The sequence below is a fragment of the Gordonia aichiensis NBRC 108223 genome (genome assembly GCF_000332975.1).
Lineage (GTDB): Bacteria > Actinomycetota > Actinomycetes > Mycobacteriales > Mycobacteriaceae > Gordonia > Gordonia aichiensis.
Map to the genome: position 1 here is coordinate 23,043 of NZ_BANR01000026.1, position 17,570 is coordinate 40,612.

Annotated in this window: 14 protein-coding genes; 6 read left to right on the forward strand and 8 right to left on the reverse strand. The window is 65.6% G+C overall.

Annotation, left to right across the window (positions count from 1 at the left end):
• Window positions 1–18 precede the first annotated feature (18 nt).
• Window positions 19–3,372, reverse strand: coding sequence for an arabinosyltransferase domain-containing protein (locus GOACH_RS19250; RefSeq protein WP_005178456.1), 3,354 nt, complete (start codon window positions 3,370–3,372; stop codon window positions 19–21).
• A gap of 119 nt (window positions 3,373–3,491) precedes the next feature.
• Here GOACH_RS19250 and aroQ point away from each other — a divergent pair, with 119 nt between their 5' ends.
• The gene (aroQ, locus tag GOACH_RS19255; RefSeq protein ID WP_005178459.1) at window positions 3,492–3,953 is read left to right on the forward strand and encodes a type II 3-dehydroquinate dehydratase; all 462 of its coding nucleotides are present in this window, start codon (window positions 3,492–3,494) and stop codon (window positions 3,951–3,953) included.
• On the forward strand, window positions 3,953–4,840 hold the full coding sequence (locus GOACH_RS19260; protein ID WP_005178461.1) for an SAM-dependent methyltransferase: 888 nt from the start codon (window positions 3,953–3,955) through the stop codon (window positions 4,838–4,840). The genes aroQ and GOACH_RS19260 overlap by 1 nt, the downstream gene beginning before the upstream one ends.
• Before the next feature lie 58 nt (window positions 4,841–4,898).
• On the opposite strand, the gene GOACH_RS19265 is transcribed toward GOACH_RS19260, so the two are convergent.
• The 3 genes from GOACH_RS19265 to GOACH_RS19275 all read right to left on the reverse strand — a co-directional run bounded on the left by GOACH_RS19265 (window position 4,899) and on the right by GOACH_RS19275 (window position 9,544).
• Entirely contained in the window at window positions 4,899–5,651 is a 753-nt protein-coding gene (locus tag GOACH_RS19265) for an MBL fold metallo-hydrolase (RefSeq protein WP_005178464.1), read from the reverse strand.
• The gene (locus tag GOACH_RS19270) at window positions 5,648–7,645 is read right to left on the reverse strand and encodes a galactan 5-O-arabinofuranosyltransferase (RefSeq protein ID WP_005178466.1); all 1,998 of its coding nucleotides are present in this window, start codon (window positions 7,643–7,645) and stop codon (window positions 5,648–5,650) included. The genes GOACH_RS19265 and GOACH_RS19270 overlap by 4 nt, the downstream gene beginning before the upstream one ends.
• A 93-nt stretch (window positions 7,646–7,738) precedes the next feature.
• Entirely contained in the window at window positions 7,739–9,544 is a 1,806-nt protein-coding gene (locus GOACH_RS19275) for an HNH endonuclease signature motif containing protein (RefSeq protein ID WP_005178468.1), read from the reverse strand.
• Between the two features lie 70 nt (window positions 9,545–9,614).
• On the opposite strand from GOACH_RS19275, the gene GOACH_RS19280 reads away from it, so the two are divergent.
• Window positions 9,615–10,832 (forward strand): DNA polymerase III subunit beta family protein, encoded by a 1,218-nt coding sequence (locus GOACH_RS19280; protein WP_005178473.1) that lies wholly within the window; start codon window positions 9,615–9,617, stop codon window positions 10,830–10,832.
• On the opposite strand, the gene GOACH_RS19285 is transcribed toward GOACH_RS19280, so the two are convergent.
• Entirely contained in the window at window positions 10,746–11,294 is a 549-nt protein-coding gene (locus GOACH_RS19285; RefSeq protein ID WP_040519191.1) for a TetR/AcrR family transcriptional regulator, read from the reverse strand. The genes GOACH_RS19280 and GOACH_RS19285 overlap by 87 nt on opposite strands.
• A gap of 36 nt (window positions 11,295–11,330) precedes the next feature.
• Between GOACH_RS19285 and GOACH_RS19290 the strand changes: the two genes are divergently transcribed.
• On the forward strand, window positions 11,331–12,023 hold the full coding sequence (locus tag GOACH_RS19290; protein ID WP_040519154.1) for a lysophospholipid acyltransferase family protein: 693 nt from the start codon (window positions 11,331–11,333) through the stop codon (window positions 12,021–12,023).
• A gap of 78 nt (window positions 12,024–12,101) precedes the next feature.
• Here GOACH_RS19290 and dprE2 read toward each other — a convergent pair whose 3' ends face one another.
• The 3 genes from dprE2 to GOACH_RS19305 form a co-directional block, all read right to left on the reverse strand.
• Window positions 12,102–12,863, reverse strand: a complete 762-nt coding sequence (gene dprE2, locus GOACH_RS19295; protein WP_005178480.1) for a decaprenylphospho-beta-D-erythro-pentofuranosid-2-ulose 2-reductase — start codon at window positions 12,861–12,863, stop codon at window positions 12,102–12,104.
• Between the two features lie 120 nt (window positions 12,864–12,983).
• Entirely contained in the window at window positions 12,984–14,429 is a 1,446-nt protein-coding gene (dprE1, locus tag GOACH_RS19300) for a decaprenylphosphoryl-beta-D-ribose oxidase (RefSeq protein ID WP_005178482.1), read from the reverse strand.
• A 69-nt stretch (window positions 14,430–14,498) separates the two neighbouring features.
• Window positions 14,499–16,070 (reverse strand): phytoene desaturase family protein, encoded by a 1,572-nt coding sequence (locus GOACH_RS19305; protein WP_005178487.1) that lies wholly within the window; start codon window positions 16,068–16,070, stop codon window positions 14,499–14,501.
• A gap of 253 nt (window positions 16,071–16,323) precedes the next feature.
• Here GOACH_RS19305 and GOACH_RS19310 point away from each other — a divergent pair, with 253 nt between their 5' ends.
• A complete protein-coding gene (locus tag GOACH_RS19310; RefSeq protein WP_040519194.1) occupies window positions 16,324–17,154 on the forward strand; it encodes an aldo/keto reductase in 831 nt (276 codons plus the stop codon).
• A 128-nt stretch (window positions 17,155–17,282) separates the two neighbouring features.
• A complete protein-coding gene (locus GOACH_RS19315) occupies window positions 17,283–17,564 on the forward strand; it encodes a DUF1490 family protein (RefSeq protein ID WP_005178492.1) in 282 nt (93 codons plus the stop codon).
• Window positions 17,565–17,570: the final 6 nt, after the last annotated feature.

The following is a 17,570-nucleotide window of genomic DNA, read 5'->3' on the forward strand; positions in this document are numbered from 1 at the left end:
GGCTCGGCGCGTCTGCGGTCAGTGCCTGATCGGTGCGGGACTCCACAGCCCGCTGCGTGTCGCGGTGCCGGTGGTGATGGGGGCGCGCGTGGTCACATCCCCGTAGGGCTGGTAGCGCTCGAGTGCTCCCCAGTCGCGGCCGATGTCGTCCTGCAGGTAGGTGGCGACGGTGTCGGGTTTCTGCGACACCTCGAGCCACCCGAGCGGACCGCCGCCGTAGGAGTCCTGCCACGCCGATACGGCCGCGGCCAGATCGGCGCCGGGGCGGATGCGCCACTTCGGGATCTCCGCGACGCCGTAGTGGTGGGTGAACGGCCGCTGGCACGGAAAGACCAGACCCGAGGTCCAGTCGACGTGCACTGGGTCCTCGCTACCCACGACCTCCTGCAGGGTCTGCATGTGGGGTAGGCGCGGTGGCGTCACCACGATGAAGCGGTCGGCCGAGAGGTTGTCGTCGTTGGCGACGATGCGTACCGCGGTGAGGTCGTCGGGGAGCGACGACGTGGTGATGCGCACGTTGCGCCACGACGGTTGTGGGCCCGGATCGATCATCTCGGTCTCGCCGGTCGCCTTGAGATCGCTGTCGCGGGTCGACGACGTGATGTGATCGGTCGTGTACTCCAACAACAGGTTCGGGTTGTCGTAGCGTCCGGCGACCGAGAACGTCAACAGTGGTTGGTCTTTGTAGTTCGCGGGCAGTGCGTACCACCCCGACGTCAGCTTCGCCGGAACCTGATCGGTCGTCGAATAGCTGCCCTCGACCGGGGTGCGTGCCGGGTCGAGCATGAACGGAAGACGGGCGCGGCTGCCGTTGACTCCCGGTGTGTCGAGTTCGCCGCCGCCGGTGCCGCCGCTGTTGGCGACCAGCACGTCGTTGGTCGACGTCGCGTTGCCTGCGAGAACCCCGAGCGAACCCGCACTTGCCTGGGTGGTGAGGTCCTCGGGAACACTGTTCGACGCGAAACCCGTTGTCGCGGGGCGTGGTGCGTCCGGAGCGACGGTCGACGGTCCGGCGAGCGGGTCGGGCAGGGTTGGGTCGACGGGCGAGAGCATGTGGTCGTTGGGGTTGTCCTCCACCCACACCTTGTCGGCCATGCCGCACTGCTTACCGGCGAGGGCCTCGATGTTGGAGCGTGGAACCGAGAACGACGACGACTGGTTGACTGCTGCGAATCCCGCGGTGACGAGTTCGAAGATCACGACGGCGGCGGCGACATACGCGAGCGGAGCACCTGCTGCCGAGTCGAATGCTCTGCGGTACCACCGCCGGTTCGTTGTCGTGTCGTGCGGCACATCCGGATCGTGTGGATCACTTCCGGTGAACGGCTCGCGGAAGTGGAACCACAGTGCCAGCAACAGCAGCAGTAACGAGAGGTAGAGCAGCGCGTTGCTGAGCGAGAATCCGAAGTCGACCTGGCCGACGCCCCATGGCATTCCCCAGGCCGAGGCGTAGTAGTACGAGTTGGGGGCGGTGAACGCCAGGCCGGCGATGAACAGCACGAGTGCAGCGAACAGCGTGCGATTGCGTCGCGAGTGCATGGCCTTGTTGCTCGCGGCGATGGCGGCGATCGCTGCCAGGGCTGCGGCGAGTCCGGCGAACACACCGAAGTGGTGTGTCCACTTCGTCGGGGTGAACATCAGGAAGACCAGCGAGGCGAACGTGATGCCGACGATGCGTCGCGCAGGTCCGACAGCGGTTCCGGGGATGCGCGATTTGCGGATCAGCACAGCGGCCGAGACCACCATGCCGAGGATCATCGCCAGGACGGCGAAGCGTCGTGCGATGGAACCGTCGGCCGAGAACGCGAACAGGGATGAGTACCGGTCGATCTCGTTGTACCAGTGCGCAGAGGGGCCGAGTGCGGTCTTCATCTTCGACGAATCGGAGAAGGCGCGCAGCGTCAGGTTCGAGAACACGACGAAGATGACGAATGTGCCCGCGGCGAGAACAGGGGCAAGTAGTGCCGCATAGGACCAGAATCCGCCGCCGATGGCGCGTGCGCGTTTGATCAGGGCGAGGATGATCGGCCTGGCGCCTGCGATCAGTGCGGCGACGGCGAGCAGCCCCGTCGGCCCGGCGGCGAGACTGAAGGCCCCGATCAGACAGGCGATCGCGGCCGGGAGCATGCGTCCGGTCGCGATCGCGCGTTCGACCGAACACCAGGTCAGCAGGGCGCCGAGCGCGATGATCGGTTCCGGTCGCAGGCCATTGTCGAAGGGGAACCACGAGGCCAGGAAGACGAACGCAGCGGTCCAGCCGACCACGGGACGGCTGATAGCCGCGCGTCCCAGTCGCGGCAGCACCTCGTGGCTGACGATCAGCCACGACGCGATGCCGCAGAGCAGTGCCGGTATGCGCACCCACGGACTGGCCAGCGAGATATGGCTCATCAGGCCGAATACCTCGTAGTACCACCCGAACGGTGCTTCGGGGGCGCCGAACCATCGGAAGTAGTTCGCGGTGTACTCGCTGTTCTGCGCGACGCGCGACATCGTCAGCAGGTAGCCGTCATCGGACGTATTGGGTCCGATGAAGTGCCAGACGATCAGTGCGCCGATCACCACGTAGTCGCGGGCGTTGAACCGCCACCAGCGCGCCGGGAAGATTCGACGGTGCTTGCGGCCGTCGGTGGAGTCGAGCACGGCGAGCGCCGACAGTGAGAGCAGGGTGCACACGATGCCGACGATGAGGACGAGCCATTTGAGGATCGTCGGTGCTGTCGAATAGCGGGAGTCGATGGTCACGTGTGCGCGCAGGCCCGGAAGCTGCGACGCCGCTCCGGACAGATCGGTGAACAGCCCGGTGACCTGCGGCCGCTGGTCGGAGCTGTAGGTCTGCGACTCGCGACCCTCGGTGGTTCCCATCAGCGTGGTCTCGCCCGACCCTGACTGACCTGCCGGTGCGCTCATGCCCACGAACTCGGCCGTCACCGCGTCTGAATCGGCATGGACGACGATGTCGCGGCACCCCTGCGCGCGCATGTCGGCGAGCGTGGCCGACACCAGCGGCACGTTGCGGACGATGACTTCGATGCTCTGCTTGTCCGGCGAATCCGTCGGGTTGCCGGTGCGTCGGATGAACAAGCCGCGCTCAGGCGACTTGCTCGCCTGCTTCGGCGTTGTCGACAGCAGCACAGAATCATCGGTGCCGAGTCGGTCGGCCGCGGAGCACGGGATGGAAACGTCCAGGTCGATCGGGACGTAGGAGATGAGCGGTGCCGAGACGGATTCGACGTTGGACGTCGATGGCCAATCGATCTCCGCGGTGGTCTGTGTGACCGGCATCAGCGGTGTGGCCAGTGCGAGGACGAATCCGAGCAGGCCGGTGACGATCGCGATGAGTTTCGCTCGTCTCACGGTCTGCGATGGCACAAGCAGTGATCCTAACCGCAGTCGCTTCGGCCGAGACCAAGGGCATTGCGCTCGTGCCTGCGGCGTTGCGTCGGCGCGGTAGCGGTCGGTACCGGGGATCGCCTGACTACGCTTGCCCTATGTCGACCGATGCCGCGGGGAGCGAACCTGCACCGATCCTGTTGCTGAACGGCCCGAATCTGAACACGCTGGGTGTCCGACAGCCAGAGGTGTACGGATCGGCGACGCTGGCCGACGTCGTCGAACTCGCCGAACGTACCGCGGGCGAACTCGGCTACGGCCTGCGGGCGGCGCAGACCAATCACGAGGGACAGATGATCGACTGGCTGCATGAGGCGCGCGGCAATATCAGTGGGATCGTCATCAATCCGGGGGCGTGGACGCACACGTCGGTGGCCTTGGCCGATGCGCTGGTGATCCCGGAGGTGCCGATCATCGAGGTCCACATCAGCAACGTGCACCAGCGTGAGGCGTTCCGGCATCACTCCTATGTGTCGCCGCTGGCGTCCGGGATCGTGATCGGCTGCGGCATCCGTGGCTACGAGTTCGCGATTCGACGCCTGGTGGAGGTCGTCGACTGATGGCTGATCTCGACGACCTCGGACGGACCGCGCTGGGTGTCACGTGGGCGCGGGCGGCGGAATCGTCGAGGGATGACGCGCTCTTCCGTGATCCGCTCGCCGAGGCGATCGCACGCGTGCGGCCGCCGTCGGGTGCTCTTGCCGGCAGCGACGTCGAGAAGGGCGGTGCGTCGGCCGGTATTCGCTCGATGTACCACTGGATCGTTGCGCGCACGGTGTTTCTCGACGACGTTTTCGAGGCTGCGGTGGCCGACGGCATCACGCAGTTCGTGATCCTGGGCTCCGGATTGGACGGTCGCGGTTTCCGGCTCGATCTCGGCTCGCAGGCGACGCTGTTCGAGGTCGAGAGACCCTCGGTGACCGAGGTGAAGGGAGATCTGGTCGCGCAGTCGGGGCTCGAGCCGACGGTCGACCGTCGGGTGGTGGCCTCCGATCTCGCCGACGACTGGCTGCGAGCCCTGCAGGACAAGGGTTTTCGAGTCGACCTGCCGTCGGCGTGGCTTGCCGAGGGACTGTTCGTCTACCTGTCGGATGACATGGTGAAGCGCGTGATCGAGGGGGCTACGGCTGCTGCGGAGTCCGGCTCGCGGATCGGCGTGACCGTCAGATCCGGTAGGCAGGCGCCACCCGCCGCCGACGACCCGTTTGCCGACGTGCGCGCGCTCTGGCGCAGCGATGCCGACATCGCGTCGATGCTCGACGCCGCGGGGTGGAACTGCGAGATCACGACGGCACGGGATGTCCTCGCCGCGCGTGGAAGGTTGTCGAGCCAGTCGACCTCCGAGGAGTCTGCGGAGTCCGGGGGGCTGACTGCTTCCGAACAGTCCGCGACGCTGCTCTCGGGAGTGCGACGCCAACGGGGCCACGGAACGATCGACCGCTCCTGAGGGGTCGCTCCTGAGGGCCCGGAGGCCGACGGCACCGGGTTTCGTGGCGACGGGCCGCTCAGCGCGCGAGAGCCGCCCGGGCCAGATCCGCGACGGGACCGTCGAGGCGCGGGCCGTGGCCGGGGAACAGCACTGTTGCCCTCAGCTGCGTGTACGCCTCGACGCTGCGCCGGGTTGCCGCGTCGTCGTGGTTGAAGAACCTCGGGAGTAGTTGCGGACCGCGGTGTCCGGAGAGCGGATGGCCGCTGATCAGTGCGTCGCCGGAGACCAGTACCTCGCCGTCGGCGACGAGAAATGCGCTGTGTCCATCGGTGTGGCCGTGGGCGCTCACCGGCCGCGGCCGGCCGGGAAGGTCGAGCGCGCCGTCGCCGGTGAATGGCTGTGCGGTGTCGATTCCGGTGCGGCTCAGCACGCCGAGCGGTGTGACCATGGCCAGCCACCGCCAGGCTCGCGGTTGCCAGGCAACTGCCGCGATGTCGAGGGGTCCCGCCTGCTGCAGATGTTCGCGCTGGGCGTGGGCGACCTCGTCGGGGTCGGCGTACACCGGGAAGTCGAAGCGCTGCAACAGTTTCTGCAATCCGCCGAGGTGGTCGACGTGGGCGTGCGTGAGCAGGGCTGCACGGAGATCGGACGGATGTGCGCCGATCTGTTCGATCGATCCGACCACGTCGTCGACGTTCCCGGGGTATCCGCCGTCGATCAGGGTGATACCCGAATCATCCTGCAGGATGACCCAATTCACCGCAGCCGTGTGCACCAGATAGGCGGTCGACGACGCGGCGTCGACTCTGCTGACCTCGACGGTGCTCACCTGCGGACCACCAGGACAAACGGTCCGACGTCGGTCACCTGGAACCGGGGGTCGTTGAACAGGTTGGGGTCGAAGGTCACGGTGTAGCGCTTCACGTTCGGGTCGTTGGGATATACGTCCTGCGCCAGTCGTAGTGCGTAGCCGTCCGCCGAGTACCTGAACAGAAAGACGTTCGGCGGTGTCCACGGTGCGGTGTCGAGTTGATGGACCAGATCGTCGGCCGACGTCGCCTTGGACCATGTCTCGATCGTGGCGGCTCGTTTGTCGAACTCGGCCAACGGATTTGCGTAGTGCGAGGTCAACCCCTGGAAGCCCCAGTACGGGTAGACCGAGAGGAAGCCGTAGTCGGCGGTGAGTACGACGTTGTCGGTGGCCGGGCGACCGGTCTTCTCTCCGATGAGCTTGTCGAGCTGTGGGTAGTACGATTCCGCGCCCGCCGGGCGCTTGTCTGCACGGTCGCCGTACCCGTCGGTATCGGTGTAGGCGGTGGTGATCTCGTTGGAGAGATACGCCGGAATGCTCTGTGCGACAGCAATTGCTGCGAGAGTGGCGAGCACGCCGATCACGACGCGCACGTCGCCGAATCTGCCGACCGTCCAGTGTGCGAGTTCGACGACGCCGAACACACCGGCCGCGGCGAGTACTGCCACGAGAATGGGTTCGAGCCGGAATCCGAGCAGTGTGGTCCCCGCGGCGGTGGCCAGCATGGAGAGCAGGCTCATCAGGTAGATGCCGACCACCGTGGTGCCCAGCGCTGCGGCGATGGTGCGCTGACGGAAGCGGAGCACGATCCAGACGAGGCCGATGAACGTGATCGCTCCGACGAGGCTGAGGTGGAACATCGGCCACGGCAGGAACGAACCGCGTTCTGGCAGGTAGTGTTCTGCCGTTCCGCCGCTCGCGGGCTCGCTGCGCGCACGCGCCAGAAGGTAAGGCGCCCAGACGATCAGTGCGACGAGACCCGCGATCACTCCCATCACAACCAGGCGGGCGATGATCGCCAGGGTCGTACGACGGCGGGTGTTCGACACGACATCCTTCGGCAGCGCCTTGTTCGACGCATTGACCCAGCCCTGCACGATCAACGCCAGCGCCATGAGGATGGCGACGCCCGCGAACAGACCTGTATAGAGCGTGTAGAACGTCGCGCTCACGCCGAGGACGAGGCCGGTGGCGATGACGGCGGGCCAACTCGTGCCGTGACGGAGATTCGACGTCGGGCCGTCGGCATGTCGCGAGCGGCCGCGCAGGCCGTAGAGCATGGGGATCAGCATCGGGACACCGATCAGGATGAGGACTGCCGCGTAGGGTTCGGGACCCGCGTACATCAGCGTGGCGACGGTGACGGCGAGTGCTGCTGCGGTACCCCGGTCGGCGCGCACCATGCGCGACCACAACACCACACCGATGGCTGCCGCGACAGCCATCGACAGGATCGCCCACGGCTTGTACGCCTCCCAGCCGGGCATCCCCACGAGCGACGCATAGCGACCGCCGCCCCAGAACCAACCGGCTGGATAGTACGGCGCCAGGTCCAGGTAGGTCATGTCCGCCAGCCGCGGACTGCTGGTCAGCCGGGTCAGGTACTCGGTCCGGAACTGCTGGTCGGCCGAGAGTCCGGACAGGTAGAGCCGCGTCGCCCCGAGTGGCATGCCGAGCGTGACGGTGACCAGACCGGAGAGCCCCGCCGTCGACAGCAGGGTGACGAGCCAACGCGGTTTGCCGTAGCGGTAGAGCAGTGCGGCGATCACGAGGATCACCACGGCCACCACCTGGCCTGCAGTGGTCAGGGAGCGGGTGACATTCGACGAATTGAACGCCGGCCACTGCACGGAGTCGATGGCCTTGAGACCGACGAATGCGACGATCGCGGCGACGATCACCGCAATGGCCAGGTCGATCAACGCACGGAGGTACCGATTGGCCCCTTGCCGCGGAGCCCCGGAGACCTGTGGACCGGAGTCATCGATGGCCGGGCTCTGCGTTGACGTCACGCGTCTATTTCTAGCAGGGCTCTCGCGACGCTTCGGGCACGACGTCGCGCCCCCGTGAGTGTCTCCGGGGGCTGCCGTCACGGTATAGCGGGCTCAGAAGGGCGGGTCGCCGGTGTAGTGGTCGTTGGCGAGGCGCCAGGCGCGCGTGTCGGCGCGTGCTTGGTGGATGCGCGTTGTGTGGGCCGTGGTGAGTCGTCGGGGGATGCGTGGGTCGGGTGAACGGTCGGGTTCGTCCAGGGTGGGGAAGAGGTCGCGACCGCTGTAGGCGTTGCCGAAGAAGTGGTAGCCGTCGGGGGAGACGAACACCGCTCGTCCCATGGGTGTCTGGTGGTCGCGCCACCCGACGGCGAAGGTCTTGTGGCGGTGATGGAAGCGGCACAGGGGCCGCAGGTTCCGACGTACCGTCAGGCCGCCGGAGGCGGGCCGGGCGCGGTTGAACGGTTCCCAGTGGTCGATGTCGGCAGCGAACACCTTGTTGGTGCAACCAGGGAACACACAGCACAGTTCACCGGCCTTGACCAAGGCGGCGAGCTTCTTGGGGATGGGGTAGCGCAGGGCTGCGCGGGCGGAGCTCTCGTGGTCGGGGTGGATGTGGTTTCGCCGGGCTTCGGCGAGGAGTGTGCGGGCGGTGTCGGCGTCGATGAGTCCGTGGCCGTCGAGAAAGGCCGGATCGTCGTCGTGGCCGAGGACCGTCGACAGGTTGATCACGATGTGGAACATCGGTCTCGGCGCTAGGGCAGCAGGGTCTGTCGGGGACTGGTTCGACGCCCTGCGTTCTGCAGTGATGTTGTCGCTGGTGTCGGCTGACTCGTCGGCTGAGTTGGTCTCGGTCTCAGTCGTAATCCCGGTCTCAGTCGCAGTCTGGGTGCGGATGGCGCGGCAGTCCGGGCAGTCGCAGGGCAGAGTCGGCAGGCCCTGAGCGAGCGCGGTGAGTGCGTCGGCGCGCTGTTGGGCGTGAGTGCGCGGGTCGTCGGTATGGACGTCGGCGATCATCGCCTCTAAGCGGGCGTCGAGAACGGCTGCGGCGCTGGCGGGTAGCTGACCGTCGATCCGCGATTGACCGGGTTCGTCGCGGTGCGGACGGATTCTGAGGTAGCGGCGGCTGGTGGCGGTGGCCCGCCGTCGGGCGGCGCCGTCGGGATCGATGCGTTCGATGACGGCCTCGACCATGGTACGAAACCTGGTCATCGACATGGGTTCTCGTGCAGAGATGGCTGTCGCGAGCGCGGTGTCGACGGGGTCGAGGTGGGCGTCGTCAACGTTGTCGGTGCGTGCGACGATCTCCTGGAAGCGGGTCAGATCGATGCGTCCGCTGGCGAGTAATTGAGCGGTCTTGGGTACCCGGTAGCGCAGGGCGGCACCGGTTTCGATCACCCTCTTGGCCTGGGCGGGTGTCAGGCACAGAGTGGCGCCGAGTTCGGCGATCGATGTGGTCAAGCCGTCGGGCCCGAAGCGCGCCAAGGGATTCTGCCCGTTGCGAGTCAGGAGTGCGGCGAGTTGTTCAGGATCGGTGCAGCCTTCAGGGATGGGGATCTCGCCAGAGCCTATTTCGGTGTCGATGCGCTGGAGGTATTCGGCTTCGCGCTCTTCGTACAGCAGTATCGCCGCTTGCAGCATGCGGTAGTCGGCGCAGGCCTTGAGTGCGTTGGTGTGGAAGAGTACCTCGATGAGCTCGCGGGAGTAGAGCCGCTCGTCGTCGGCCAACTGTGCCAGCAGCGTCTCGACGCCTGCGGGCGCGGCTGTCCGCGCGGTCGCGGCGTCATCCAGACAGTCGTCGGCGTTGTACTCGGCGGTCATGAACTCGTTGGCCGTGGCGGAGTCGTCGGCCGTAGTGAATTCGTTGGCCGTGGCGGATTCGTCGGCGGTGAATCCGCTGTCGCCAGGCTCGTGTGATGCCATACCTAGAACGTACATTCGAGGTCTGACAATCTCTTGACCTTCACGTTGGTTGAGGCCGCACGATGGTCGGGTGACTGATCCGAAACTGATGCCGATCGGTGCGTTCGCAGAACGCGTCGGGCTGACCGCAAGCGCACTACGCTTCTACGACGACGCCGACCTACTTCGTCCCGAACGAGTCGACCCGCTGACCGGCTACCGGTTATACGGGGAGTCCCAATTGCTGCCTGCCGCGCAGCTGCGCCAACTCCGCGACATCGGTATGCCGCTGCCCACGATCGCGCGCTTCTTCACCGCCGGCGCAACCGAAGCCGCTCGACTGATCGACGACCAACTGTCCACGATCGCCGCAGATGCCGACGCAGCGCGGCAGACCGCCGAGACGCTCAAGGCCTCGCTCGCTCAGGAGGCCACCGTCAGCCTCGGTATCGTGTCGGGTCCGCACTTCGCGGCGGCTGTCGACCAGATTCTGGCGACCACGGTTCAGGATCCAGAGGCCCCGGTCTTGGCCGGTGTTCGTCTGGAGGCTTCTCCCGACTCGATCTCACTCACCGCGACCGACAGGTACCGCCTTGCGACGCGCACTCTGGTACCCCGCGAAGCGCCGGTTGCGTCGTGGGCAGGAACGCTGGCCGGCGACGACCTCCGGGCCCTGACATCGAGGCTCCGTCGCAGCCCGACGGTGCGGCTGGAAGCGAGCGAGCGGAGTCTCGCAGTGCGCATGACAGACACGACTGGCCACTGCCGCCTTCTCGTCGACGACTTTCCCGACTACCGGCTCATGGTGGGATCACTCCCCGAAGTGACCCATCGCCTCAATCTCGATGCACGGCAACTGCTCACGGCGCTGGAACACTCGCCGGAGATACTCGGGCTGCGGATCACGGACCATCTACCGAGCCTGCTGCTGTCAGGCACGGACGTACCTCTCAGCGGGACCGCATCGGGCCTCGACGTGACGCTGTGGTTCGAGCTGACGACCCTGTATCCGGCAGCGAGTCACACCCTCGGCAACGACCTGATGATCGATCTGCGCGGGACCGACCAGCCGGCCACCTTCCGCTCAGCAGACGACGGCGACCTCACCACCCTCGTCATGCCCTGCCGGGCGTACGCATCCCACGAGGCCCCGTACCGCCCCACTTCCCGCTGGGGTGCGTGCGACGCGTTGGGGTGTGCGCCAAGAAGATCGGTGTCCGAGCTAGCCGCCGCCGGTGCGCGCGGCGCGTCGAATCATGTCGACGACGTCGACCCCCGGGATCGCCAATTCCAGTGCGCCAGTGGATGACAGGACTGCGAGGCCGTGTATCGCTACCCAGACGGATGCGGCTACAGCCTCGGGTTCGGTTGTGCCACCCGATTTCTCGACGATCGATACCAGCCACTCGAAGAGCGGGCGCGACGAACTCCGCAGGTCTGCGCCGGAGTCCTCGAGGAGGTCGTGACGAAAGATCAGTGTGAACATCGCGGGTCGACGTCGCGCGAACTCGACGTAGGTGCGTCCGATCTCCACCAGGTCGTGGTCGGACGCACTGGCCGATGACCGGAGCTCGTCGGCCAGGTCGTGCAGGCCCACCTCGGCTATCGCTGCCAGAAGTAGACGATGCGTTGGAAACCACCGTCGGGGCGCGCCGTGCGAGACGCCCGCACGTCTCGCGATCGCGCGTAGCCCGACGTCGGGTGAACCGGTTTCCTCGAGTAGCTCGACGCCCGCGCTTACGAGCGCAGCCCTGGTGTCTTCGACTGTCACGTAGACAGTGTCTCCCATGTGGTGTAGACACTGTCTATGTCTTTGTGGACTCCCGTCGTATATCGCCTATGCCGACATCTTGTGATCGGTCCCGTGCTGTACCTCCTCGGGCGCCCGCAGGTGACGGGGCGCGAGCACATACCCCGGCGCGGACCGGTGATCCTGGCCGCAAACCATCTGGCGGTGCTGGATTCGTTCTATTTGACGCTTGCCGCACGCCGTCATGTGGCATTCCTCGCCAAGCGTGAGTATTTCGACAGGTCGGGCATTCTCGGATGGACGCAACGGATGTTCTTCAGAGCGGTGGGGCAGATCGACGTCGACCGTCGCGGGGGAAGTGCGTCGTCGACGGCACTGGACGCCGCAATGTCGATCCTGGCCGACGGCGGCGCGTGGGGGATTCACCCTGAGGGAACGCGATCGCCCGACGGTCGGCTCTATCGTGGTCGGACGGGGGCCGTTCGGGTCGCGATGGAGACGTGTGCCCCATTGATACCCGTCGCGATCACGGGTACCAGACCCGGGAGTCGGCCGTGGTGGAGGCGAAGGGTGCGCATCGAGATCCTCGAACCCGTGGATCTCGAACAGTATCGCGACACCGGTGCCGACGGCGTCAGGGCTGCAACCGACGACATCATGCGAACGATCGCCATCACGACCGGACAGCAGATCGTCAATGGGTATGCGCGCGAATGGCGTTCGCACAGCGAGCGCTCCGACGCGGCGTGAATGCTCCCCGACGAACTCCGTCCCGCCGGCCAGATCGGCCGAGCGGGACGGCGATGATGGAGTACGACGCCTGTCGAGCTACACCGGCAGCTTGCGGAAGACCTTGCGCGGGACGTGACGGAGCACCGTCATGATGTAGCGGAACGTGCCGGGCACCCAGACGATTTCCTTGTTGTCGTCGACGGCTTTGATCACCGACTTCGCAACAACGTCCTTGTTCACCGTGAGCGGTGCTTCCTTGACGTTCGCCGACAGTCGGGTCCGCACCTGGCCGGGACGGACGACGAGAACGTGCACGCCGTCGTCGGCCAGCGCCTCGCCGAGGCCGAGGTAGAAGCCGTCGAGCCCCGCCTTCGACGATCCGTAGACGAAGTTGCTGCGTCGAACACGCTCGCCTGCAACCGAACTCATCGCGACGATCTGTGCTCGACCCTGGTGCTTGAGCTTCTGACCGAGCAGCACTCCGACGCTGACCGCAGCGGTGTAGTTGATCGTGACCTCCGTGACCGCCTTGCGCTGGTCCTGCCAGACCTCTTCGTCGTCGAACTGCACACCCGCTGCGACGATCGTGAGGTCGACATCGCCTCCGGCGAAAGCCTTCTCGATGGTCTCGGGATGGGTTTCGGGCTTGGTCGCGTCGTAGTCGATGAGCTCGACCGACGTCGCGCCTGCCCTGCGCATGGTGTCTGCCGCGGCATCCGCCGTCGGATCACCGGGTACGACGGCGAGAATGACGCGCGCGGGACCGCGCTGGAGGAACTCGGATGCGATGGCGAGTCCGATCTCGGAGCTGCCACCGAGGATCAGGATCGACTGCGGCGCATCGACAGCGTTGAACATGGGTGGGATCTCCTCGAATAGGTCAGAAGGTGGTGGTGGTCTGAACGGGCGATCGGCGCCTTGGCCGCTGCTGCACCGCGATTCGGCTGCTCGAGAGCCGGCGGGTCGATCGCCCGCGAGTCAGTTCAGCTCGAGTCTGCGGCCCATATCCGACAAGAACACGCCTGTCGGATCGATCTCGCGACGCTTGGCGATCCACTTGTCGATCTGTGGGTACATCTTGTGGAAGTTCTCCGCCGAGGTCCGTGAATCCTTTGCGGTGTAGAGTCGCCCGCCGATCTCCATGACCCGACGATCCATGTCGTTGAGGAACTCCGCGAGCCCTGCGCGCAGCGGGAAGTCGAGGCAGACGTTCCATCCCTCGAACGGAAACGACAGCGGCGCTTTGGGATTGCCCTTGCCGAACAGCTTGATCACGTTGAGGAAGCTGATGTGGCCGGATGCCTGGATGTCGGTGATGATCTTCTTGAACTCGTCCTCGTGGCCCTTCGGCACGATGAACTGATACTGCGTGAATCCACCGCCCTTGCCGTATGCGGTGGGACGGCCATACGCATTGTTCCAGTTCCCGATCAGATCGAGCGGATGATAGAACTGCGGCAGGCTTTCGATGATGCCGCGCTTGTTGGAACCCGTGCGGTAATAGAGTTCGCCGATCACAGAGAAGTCGAACTTGTTGTCCAGGCCCCGCGGGAAGATGTTCGGCAGTGTGACGAGCGGTTTGGGGTTGAACTTGAGCGGGTCCTTCTTGAGCTTGTCTGGCAACTCGTCGAGAGTCGCCAGATTGCCGCGACTGAACGTACCCCTGCCGAGCTTCGGGGCGGGACTGATCGTGTCGAACCAGCCGGACGCGTATTCGAAGCCGTCCTCATAGCCGTCCTCGAGATGCAGTGCGATGGTCTCGTCGAGATTGTTGGTGGTGAAGGTGTCGGCCTTGAAGTACGCCGTCTCGGTGCGCTTGAGCTTCATCTTCGCGCGCAGCACGATGCCGGTGAGACCGATGCCGCCGACCGTGCACCAGAACAGTGACCCGTCGGGATCGTCGGGAGAGCCGTCGGGCGTGAGTGTCAGGATGCGTCCGTCGGCAACCAGGAGGTGCATCTCGGTGATGTGTTCGCCGAATGCGCCGGTCACATGGTGGCTCTTGCCGTGGATGTCGTGGGCGATGGCACCGCCGATCGTCACCTGGCGGGTACCCGGCATGACGGGCACCCAGAATCCGCGCGGCACGACCGCCTTCATCAGGTGGTCGATCGACAGCCCGGCGTCGACGTCGATGATGCCGGTGTCCTCGTCGAGCGAATAGATCCTGGTCAGCGGCGTCATGTCGACGGTCAGCCCACCGGAGTTCTGCGCCGACTCGTTGTACGAGCGGCCGAGTCCGCGCGCGATCACGCCCCGCTTGAGGTAGTCGGGCTTGTCGGCGTTGTCGTCGGCGACCCGTGCGACCGCATCGGCGATGACCTCGGGATACGGCGTCGACAGGACGTGCCCGGTGATCGGTGTGGTCCGTGACCAGCCGGTCAGTGTGCGCGTGGTGATCGGCAGAAGCTCTTGAGTAGACATCGCCAGCGATCTTACCGCGCGGGAAACGTCACCCGATGCAGCTTCTGCGCCGCTGGCGTGAACGCCTGATCAGCCACCGAGCGTGAACGCCGCGGCGTTGTGCCCGGGTATGCCGCTGACACCACCACCTCGACGTGCCGCAGCGCCCGCCAGCAACACACGCGGGTGTCGCGTTTCCACACCCCACTGCCCGACGGCCCCCGGGTCGACCGCCCAGGGCCATTGCAGGCTGCGGTGAAAGATGTTGCCGCCGGGCAGGCCGAGCGCGGCCTCGAGATCACGCGGTGTCTTGGCCTCAATACACGGATTGCCATGTGCGTCCGTGGCGATCACCGACTGAATGGGCTCTGCAAGAACGGAATTCAATGAGCTCAGGGTTGCTTCGACGGCCCGCGTTGTCGCCGACGGGGCGTCGAAGACGGCTGGTGGCATCTGGAGCCCGAACAGGGTCAAGGTGTGGCAGCCGTCGAGTTCTGGCCCGAGGATCGACCTGTCCGACAGTGTGTGACAGTAGATTTCGCAAGGCGGAACGGTCGGTATGGTATCGAGACCCGCCTGCTGCCATGCCGCATGCAGCTGCCCGTACGACTCATTGATGTGGAATGTGCCCGCGAACGCGGCGTCGGGGAGCACGGAGCCATCACGAAGTGCCGGGAGCCTGGTGAGCAGCATGTTGATCTTCAATTGTGCCCCGGCAGTGTCGGATTCGGTGTCGAGCGGCTCGTCGAAGCAGTCATTGACCGACTGTGGCGCGCACGCGACGTACAGCATCGAGGCGCGTGCGGTGGTCTCCCCCCGCGGTGCTGAGCGGAACTCGACGGTGCCGTCGGCAGGATCGATCCCGGTGATCTGGACCCCGGTCACGACCCGGGCGCCTGCGGCAACAGCGGCCTCGTAGAGTGTCCCCGACACCGCACCCATCCCGCCGACCGGGACGTCCCAGTCCCCGCTGCCGCCACCGATCAGGTGGTAGAGGAAGCAGATGTTCTGGTGTAGCCGGGCGTCATGGAGATCGGCGAACGTGCCGATCAGTCCGTCGGTGGCAACGACACCCCGGACCACGTCGTCGACGAAGTAGCGTTCGATGAGTTCACCGAGGGGACGCTCGGTGAGTAGTTCCCAGATCTCCGCGAGTGATGAGTCGAGCCCTCGTACATCCGCCGCACCGGTCACGAGATCGCGCAGGTCGTCGTGACTGCGCAGGGGTTCGATGAGCGTGGGAAAGACGCGACGTGCGATCTCGCCCATCCGGCCGAAGAACCATTGCCACGAGGCGAACTCGGTGTCGTCACCGGTGATGCGTCGGAACGATTCGGCAGTCGCCTTGTCATCACCGTTGTCGACGAGGAGGCCGCGAGTGGGGTCGGTGGGCAGTGGGGTGTAGGACGAGTAGCGGCGTCGGATCAACGAGATGTCGAGGTCGAGGTCGGTGATGATCTCGCGCGGCAGCAGCGACACCAGATAGGAGTAACGAGACAGACGCGCCGGTACGCCGGGAAATGGTGTCGCGGAGACGGTGGCACCGCCCACGTGATCGGCTCGCTCGAGAACGAGAACCCGGCGCCCGGCCCGCGCGAGATAGGTCGCTGCCGTCAGGCCGTTGTGGCCGGCGCCGATGATGATGTCGTCGAAGCGCTCCATGTACCGAGCAGACCACCGCCGCGTCGGGTTGTCGAGGGTCGAGGTGCCCGATCGGTCGTCTCCGAAGCGACACTCGCCCGTTTTCAGTCAATTTCGCCGCCGCCTCGGGGTAAAAGTCCAGGTCAGATCTCGGGGTAGCTTCCAGAATGACTGAAAACGGGCGAGGGGTGCGCGGGTCGCCATGGTCACGATGCGTCATCGACGCGGGTTGTTCGCCAGGCAGGATCGGCAGCCGCGACCATATCCTGAAGACGTGGAGATCCCCGCTGTCGAACTCTCGTCCGGTTTTCGCCTACCGCTTGTCGGCCTCGGAACCTACGACATGCTCGGAATGCCCTGCGTGCAGGCCGTGTCGGACGCGCTCCGATCGGGATATCGACTGCTCGACACCGCGTCGAGGTACTCCAACGAACTCAGCGTCGGGATGGGACTGCGCGAATCGGGTATTCCTCGAGACGAGGTCGTCGTCCAGACCAAACTCGGTGGCGGTGACCAGGGGTTCGACGAGGCGATCAATGCTGCCAAGGAAAGCGCTCGGCGACTCGGCATCGCCCACATCGACATCTACCTCATCCACTGGCCGTGCCCGAGTCTCGGTAAGACCGTCGACTCCTGGAGGGCGCTGCTGACGCTCGCGGAAGAAGGTTTCATCACCGTCCCGGGGGTATCCAACTTCACAGCACGCCAACTGCAGATGCTCTACGACGAAACGGGCGTCTGGCCGCAGATCAACCAGATCCAGTGCTCACCGGCACTTGCGCGAGATGAATTGCGCGAGTTCATGTCCGAACGAGGCATCGTCGCCCAGGCGTGGCATCCGACTGGCCGTAAGGAGGGCATGCTCGGCGACGCGGTCATCATCAGACTCGCCCGGAAATACGGCAAATCGCCGACACAGATCGCGCTGCGATGGTCGGTGCAGCAGGGTATATCGGTGGTGCCCAAGTCGTCACACCACGGCCGACAGCTCGAGAACGCCGACCTGTTCGATTTCTCCTTCGACGCCGCCGACCTCGCCGAACTGGCGACGCTCGACCGCGGGGAGAAGGCAGCCCGCAACTCCGAGGTCGAAGAGGAGTTCTGAGGCCCACCTCACCGTGCGATCTGCGAGCAGGTGTCGTACTCTGACTCTCCAGTTGGCAATCATTCCCAACAATTGCCTTCCCGACACTCGGCTGTCGGGAAGAAGGCTTCACGAGAGCAGGAGGTGCTGTGGCTGCCCACACACTATTGGCGAAAGCCGGATCGGCAGTGGCGACTGGCCTGGTCGGCGCCGCCGCCTATGACCTGACGAAGAAGGTCGTGGCACGAGTGCCTTTCCGGGAAGGTGCGGTCGTCGCAACGGCGTGGGGTCTACGGGGCACCCGAAAGGCCGAGGAAGTGGCCGAAAACGTTCGGCTCAGTTCCGCCGACATCGTCGCGGAGGCCAAAGAGCGGATTGGTGAAGAGGCCACACCTCCGGGAACGGGCGACGCGCACGATCACGAGCACTGAGTGGCT